Source organism: Curtobacterium sp. B8, assembly GCF_000333315.1.
GTDB lineage: Bacteria > Actinomycetota > Actinomycetes > Actinomycetales > Microbacteriaceae > Curtobacterium > Curtobacterium luteum.
Genome location: NZ_BACW01000181.1, coordinates 1 through 984, shown reverse-complemented (window position 1 = coordinate 984; position 984 = coordinate 1). Strand labels below are relative to the sequence as shown.

Sequence of the window (984 nt, the reverse complement as noted above, 5' to 3'; positions counted from 1 at the left end):
CGCCGACGCGAGCGCTTCTGGGTGAATACCACTTCATCACCCAGCAGGGCCACAAGACCCTCACGCAGGAGGACGCCGACCGCATCGCCGGTGAGGACGCCGACTTCCACATCCGTGACCTCCACGCCGCCATCGAGCGCGAGGACTTCCCGAAGTGGACGCTCAAGGTGCAGGTCATGCCCTACGCGGACGCCGAGTCCTACCGCTTCAACCCGTTCGACCTGACGAAGGTCTGGCCGCACGCCGACTACCCGCTCATCGAGGTCGGCGAGCTCGAGCTCAACCGCAACCCGGAGAACTACTTCGCGCAGATCGAGCAGGCGACCTTCGCGCCGTCGAACTTCGTCCCGGGCATCGCGGCCAGCCCCGACAAGATGCTTCTCGCGCGCATCTTCAGCTACGCGGACGCACACCGCTACCGCGTCGGCACGAACCACGCGCAGCTGCCGGTGAACGCGCCGAAGAACGAGGTGCACTCGTACTCGAAGGACGGCGCGATGCGCTTCGACTTCCAGAAGGCCGAGGTGCCGGTGTACGCGCCGAACTCGCTCGGTGGTGCGCACGCCGACCCGCAGGCGACCGACGACGTGCCGGGCTGGGAGTCCGACGGCGCGCTGCAGCGCTCCGCGGCGACCCTGCACCCGGAGGACGACGACTTCGGCCAGGCCGGCACGCTGTACCGCGAGGTCCTCGACGACGCCGCCCGTGAGCGCCTGGTCGGCAACATCGCCGGGCACGTCTCGAAGGTGACCCGCGACGACCTGCGCGAGCGGGTGTTCGCCTACTGGACGAACGTCGACGCGGACCTCGGCGCGCGCGTGCGCGCCGCTGTCGCGCCGAGCGCGCCGGGTTCCAACGAGGACCCGGAGAAGGTCGCGGTCGAGGCGTAGCCCAGCCAGCGCAGTGGCGTGGGCCCCAGGCGTGGGCCCCACCCCGCCACCTGACGGAAGGGAGGCACGGTACCGGCTGGCACCGTGCCTCCCG

General features: G+C 70.3%; 1 pseudogene. It reads left to right on the top strand.

Annotated features, from left to right (window positions below):
* A pseudogene (locus tag I59_RS19170) lies at positions 1-890 on the top strand (catalase); the annotation flags it as partial.
* Positions 891-984: the final 94 nt, after the last annotated feature.